The organism is Streptomyces prasinopilosus, assembly GCF_001419695.1.
Lineage (GTDB): Bacteria > Actinomycetota > Actinomycetes > Streptomycetales > Streptomycetaceae > Streptomyces > Streptomyces prasinopilosus.
Genome location: NZ_LIRG01000127.1, coordinates 1 through 4,548, shown reverse-complemented (window position 1 = coordinate 4,548; position 4,548 = coordinate 1). Strand labels below are relative to the sequence as shown.

The following is a 4,548-nucleotide window of genomic DNA, read 5'->3' as shown; positions in this document are numbered from 1 at the left end:
CCGAGCCGGGTGCGGGTGACGGGGTCGATCGCCACCAGCTCCAGGTACGGCGACTCGCCGTCCCAGCCGGGCCACAGGGTCAGAACCTCGTCGGCCTTCGCCTGCAGCGGTTCCAACCGCTCCCGCTCCCCGCTCACGACTCGGACTCCGGGACGACCACGAACCGGTCGCCGTCGAGATCCATCCGCACAGTGGCGGGAGTACCGGCCGCGGTCAGCTCGGCGGCCTTCTCCTCCGCCGGCCGACTGCCACGCGGGTGACCGGCCGGGAAGTCGGCGAGAACCAGGCGGGCGCTCACGACGTGCCCTCGATCAAGTCGAGCCGGCCCGCGGCGACGAGCTGGGCACGCGCGGCGGCCATGACGTCCTCGGCAGCGGCCAAGGAGTCCGCGTCGAGGTCCGTCATCTTGTCGGCCTCGGCGAGCGCGGCCAGCTGCACCGCGTGCACCGCCGCCGTCTCGTACTGGGCGACAGCCCGAACCAGCGGAAGCTCAGCCACCAGACGGGACAGCATCTCGGCAGCGACAGGAGGAAGCGGGGCAGTGCCCGCATGGTCGGTGCGCTCGGGCGCACCGGTAAGCTCTTGTGTAGCCATCAGGGGACCCTTCAGAGATTCCTGGTGGTGAGGCCTTGTCCCGGTGTGTGGAAGCCCGGGACGAGGCCACTTTTGTTTTGGGCGCACGGAAGGCGGTGGAAGACGCCTTCCTGGTGGCACTCCACCAACATAGCGTCGACTCTGGACGGTGGCAATCCACCATGCGAAGATTCCGACATGCCCCATGGAGTCCACACCAAAACGGCCCGCACGTACCGGCCAGACCCCGAGCTGTACGCGCGCGCCCAAGTCGGCGTCGCTTCACTGGGGTCCGACATGAACGCACACATCTGCGCATTCCTCGAGTGGCTCGTACACGACACCGACGAGCTGCCGCCACGACCCGATCCGGATGTCGTCGCGCCACCCGCCGACCGCCAAGCCGCAAACGAATAGCAGTTCCTCATGCCGCTCAGCCAACGCTGTTCGCGCGTGCGGCAGAAGGACGCTCCCCTGACGCGACAGCGTCGCCAGAGCCCTGATCAGACACCACGGCGACACCAGCCCGCCGCCACCCCGCCAGACCCGAGCGCCACGAGCACGGGAGCCTCACGATGGACGTCGTCAGCACCTGGACCGGCCGCTCCGCATGCCTCCTCCAGCAGGCCATGCGGATGACGAACGAGGCGTTCGCCGAACACCTCGGCATCAGCGAGCGGACGATCAGCCGGTGGCATGCGCAGCCGGCGATGACCCATCGGAGCGAGGTTCAGCAGATCCTCGACACGGCACACGAACAGGCGGGTGAAGCGGTGCAGCGACGGTTCGCGCTCCTGCTGCGCCCGCCCGCGCCCCGCCTGGAGGCGCAGGCTTTGCGGGTGGCGATCGCCGTGGTGCTGCGCGGCGAGGATGTGCTGCTGGTGTGCCGGCGCGGGGACGGCGAGCTGCGCTGGCAGTTCCCCGCGGGCATGGTCAAGCCGGGCGGCGACCCGGCGACGGTGGCCGTTCAGGAGACCCACGGCGAGACCGGCGTCCACTGCACGGTGCGCGAGCAGCTCGGGGAGCGCGTCCACCCGGTGACCGGCGTGGTGGCCTCCTACTACCTCGCCGACCACCTGGCCGGGGATGCCACGAACCGGGACCCGCTCGAGAACGTCGACGTCGCCTGGGTGCCGCGCACCGCCCTGACCCGCTTCATCCCGACCGACCAGCTCTTCCCGCCGATCCTGACCGCCTTGGAGGCGACCGTATGACCGAGACGACCACCGACCTGCCCGCCCTCTCGATGGCGGTCGTCGTCTCCGACGGCAGGCTGCTGATGATCCGCAGGAGCGAGCGTGAGGGCGACCTGCTGTGGGCGCTGCCGGGCGGCGCGATCGAGGCCGGGGAGACGCCGGAGGAGGCGGCAGTGCGGGAGACCGTCGAGGAGACCGGGCTGGTAGTGGCCGCGGTCAAGCCGCTCGGAGAGCGCGTCCACCCGAAGACGGGCCGGCTCATGTCGTACATCGCCTGCGAGGTGCTGCAAGGCGAGGCGCATGTCGCGGACGAGGACGAACTCGATGCGGTCGCCTGGGTCGCCCACTCGGAGATCACGGACTACGTGCCGTACCCGCTGTACGAGAAGGTGCAGGAGTACCTCGACGACGTCCTGCCGCACTGATCCGGCCCAAGATTGTGGCGTCGGTCACGCCGCGAACTGTTCCGTCCCGTGCGCACCTGCTCCAACCTGGGGGAATGCGAGCGAGACCACGAACGAATTGCAGCCCCCACCCGCGCACTGCCGCCTGATTGTGGCAGCGTCCGTAACGCGAACGGCCGGGCGGTCATCACCCGCCCGGCCGGTTCGACCAGCGAGTCATCACCTCGCCGATCAATCAACCCGTCCCTCGCCAGAGAGAAGGTCTCGTCATGCAGCGTAGCGGCACGCCCGTGTTAACGCGCGACGCTTTGTCGACACATCACCTGTTGGATGCGCCACTGGACGAACTCCTCGACGAACTGGGCGTGGAACTCGTCGACAGCACGGTCACGGACCGCGGCTTCTTCGGTGCCTTCGTCGAGCACCGTGACGGCTCGCGGGTCCTGTCGATGCCGCCCGGCCGGCCTGCCTTCGAGCGGGATACCGCGGCGCGGATGCTCCTCGCGGAGGGCCTGGGGCTGGACGCCCCGCCGGTGCCGGCACCGCTCGAGGTGTCGCGCGCCTGACCGTAGTGGAGCCCCCGACCGCACTGCGGTCGGGGGCATCGTGCTGTCTACCGCCGCCATACGTTGACCTTCTCCGTCGACAGCAGCGGCGCCCCCTCCGGGCCCTTCACATAGGAGGGAATCCACTGCTTACTGCCGCGAGTCTCCTCGCTGTACCGGTCGGACTGGTACGTCCGCCAGTGCCCGGACACGACCCACCTGTGCCGATACCGGCGGCCGTCCGTGCCCGCGTCAGGGTCCTGGTCCTGGGGCGTGTACTGGCGGCGCAAGTCGACGACGGTGACCTCGGGTGCGGGCAGGCCGTCCCGGGCGTGGGCGCGGGCGGTCGGCTTGTCGGCACACTCCCGGGTCCGGTCGATGAGCAGTGGCTGTTGCATCAGCAGCCACGCCGACGCCAGCGCGGCCACCACCGGCTGCGGCAGCCCGGGATCGACTTCGACCATCGGCAGCGGATTCGCCGTGACGGGAATCGTGGCCGCGGACACCGGCACGAGCGGCGGGATCTCCTCGGTGACCAGCGTCAGATCGGGCCGCACCGCCGCGGACTCGGCCACCAGCCGGTCGCGGGACATGAGCAGCCACAGCAGCATCTCCCCCTGGTACGGGCCCCACGCGCATGCCTCCACCGGGATCTGCACGCCCTGAGCGTCCATGTGGCCGATGCCGTCCTGCCAGAACAGGAGTCCGCACGGGGCCGGCCGGTCCGGGGTCGCCCACCGGGCGGCGGCCAGCTGCTCCCCGGCGTGCACGGACAGGGCGGCCATGTCCTGCTGCACCCAGAACAGATCGCCGGCTTCCAGAATGGTGGCGAGGGCGTCGAGTCCGAGCGCGCTCTCAGGGCTGGTCTTGGCCCGGAGCGGGGACGCCGAATCCCGAAGGTGCCGCAGCGTCTGCCGCCGCACCTTCGGGAGCTGGGAGGGGCGCAGGCTCACTCGCCGCTCTTCTCGTCGCCCTCGTGGCGCTGGGCGAGCAGGGCGCGCCCCTTGTCGGCGACGACCTTCACCGTGGGCTCCTTGATGTCGACCCTCTTAGCCAGGACGGCCTGGCCGCCACGCCCCCAGGAGTCGATCATCTTGGCGAAGGCGACCTGCCGGCGCTGGGTGGCCTGCTGGTAGCTCTCCTCGGCCTTGCTGAACTCCTCGTGGGCCCACTCCGCGTCGATCAGGCGGGCCGTGTCGTTCTTGGCGGCACCGTCGTAGATCTCCTTGGCGGAGACGCCTTCGACGTCGGTCTCGTCCCAGATGGGGAGCTCTTCGCCGTCTTCGTCGTAGGAGGGCATGGCGCCGGCGGTGGCGCCGCGCACCCACTCCTCGTAGGCGGCGATGGCCTCGTCGAGGTCGTCGGTGTCTTGGAAGTCGCACTCGCTGGGACCACTGTCGAAGATGACCCAGCGGTGTTCGCCGTTGGGGTCGGTGTAGGGCATCACGGCGAGGTGGTAGGACTTCTGGCCGATCTCGTCGAGGCTGAAGGTCTCGCGTACCTCGTCGCGGCGGCCGAGGGCGGCGTCGATGGCGGCCTCAAATTCGTCGGCCTGGTCGGTGTCGATGTCGATGCCCTGGATGCTGGAGCGGATGACGCGAAGCATGGTGATTTCCCCCTTCTGCGGGTGGGCCGTTCCCTCCCGACACCAGAAACTTAGCACCCCCCTAACCGTAAAGCAAGGGGGGTGCTAAGAAACGTCACACCCATTCACCGCCTGCCCGGCTGCTGTCCAGTCGACCGTGAGCCGGGCCCTCCGCGAACGGCCCTGACCGCCCACAACGAACGCCCCCGCATCTCAACCGAGGCGGCGGGGGCGTTCGTTGTGGG

At 69.7% G+C, this 4,548-nt stretch carries 7 protein-coding genes; 3 read left to right on the top strand and 4 right to left on the bottom strand.

Annotation, left to right across the window (positions count from 1 at the left end):
• Positions 1 to 133 precede the first annotated feature (133 nt).
• Together AOK18_RS33240 and AOK18_RS06735 are read right to left on the bottom strand one after the other, a co-directional pair.
• Positions 134 to 298, bottom strand: a complete 165-nt coding sequence (locus tag AOK18_RS33240; protein ID WP_167738655.1) for a hypothetical protein — start codon at positions 296 to 298, stop codon at positions 134 to 136.
• Positions 295 to 498, bottom strand: coding sequence for a hypothetical protein (locus tag AOK18_RS06735; RefSeq protein ID WP_157865045.1), 204 nt, complete (start codon positions 496 to 498; stop codon positions 295 to 297). The genes AOK18_RS33240 and AOK18_RS06735 overlap by 4 nt, the downstream gene beginning before the upstream one ends.
• A 650-nt stretch (positions 499 to 1,148) precedes the next feature.
• Here AOK18_RS06735 and AOK18_RS06730 point away from each other — a divergent pair.
• From AOK18_RS06730 to AOK18_RS06720, 3 genes are all read left to right on the top strand, one after another.
• A complete protein-coding gene (locus AOK18_RS06730) occupies positions 1,149 to 1,787 on the top strand; it encodes an NUDIX hydrolase (protein WP_055693707.1) in 639 nt (212 codons plus the stop codon).
• On the top strand, positions 1,784 to 2,194 hold the full coding sequence (locus tag AOK18_RS06725) for an NUDIX hydrolase (protein ID WP_055693706.1): 411 nt from the start codon (positions 1,784 to 1,786) through the stop codon (positions 2,192 to 2,194). The genes AOK18_RS06730 and AOK18_RS06725 overlap by 4 nt, the downstream gene beginning before the upstream one ends.
• A gap of 305 nt (positions 2,195 to 2,499) precedes the next feature.
• Positions 2,500 to 2,739 (top strand): hypothetical protein, encoded by a 240-nt coding sequence (locus AOK18_RS06720; protein ID WP_055693705.1) that lies wholly within the window; start codon positions 2,500 to 2,502, stop codon positions 2,737 to 2,739.
• A gap of 47 nt (positions 2,740 to 2,786) precedes the next feature.
• Here the strand turns inward: AOK18_RS06720 and AOK18_RS06715 are convergent, their stop codons facing one another.
• On the bottom strand, positions 2,787 to 3,671 hold the full coding sequence (locus AOK18_RS06715; RefSeq protein ID WP_055693704.1) for a hypothetical protein: 885 nt from the start codon (positions 3,669 to 3,671) through the stop codon (positions 2,787 to 2,789).
• Positions 3,668 to 4,324 carry a hypothetical protein gene (locus AOK18_RS06710; RefSeq protein ID WP_055693703.1) on the bottom strand — a complete coding sequence of 219 codons (657 nt, stop codon included), beginning with the start codon at positions 4,322 to 4,324 and terminating at the stop codon, positions 3,668 to 3,670. Before AOK18_RS06710 ends, AOK18_RS06715 begins: the two co-directional genes overlap by 4 nt.
• Positions 4,325 to 4,548 lie beyond the last annotated feature (224 nt).

What these genes read in the sequence shown, in the direction of transcription:
- AOK18_RS06710 (WP_055693703.1), bottom strand. Translation starts at nt 4,324, where the DNA reads ATGCTTCGCGTCATCCGCTCCAGCATCCAGGGCATCGACATCGACACC.
- AOK18_RS06730 (WP_055693707.1), top strand. Translation starts at nt 1,149, where the DNA reads ATGGACGTCGTCAGCACCTGGACCGGCCGCTCCGCATGCCTCCTCCAG.
- AOK18_RS06725 (WP_055693706.1), top strand. Translation starts at nt 1,784, where the DNA reads ATGACCGAGACGACCACCGACCTGCCCGCCCTCTCGATGGCGGTCGTC.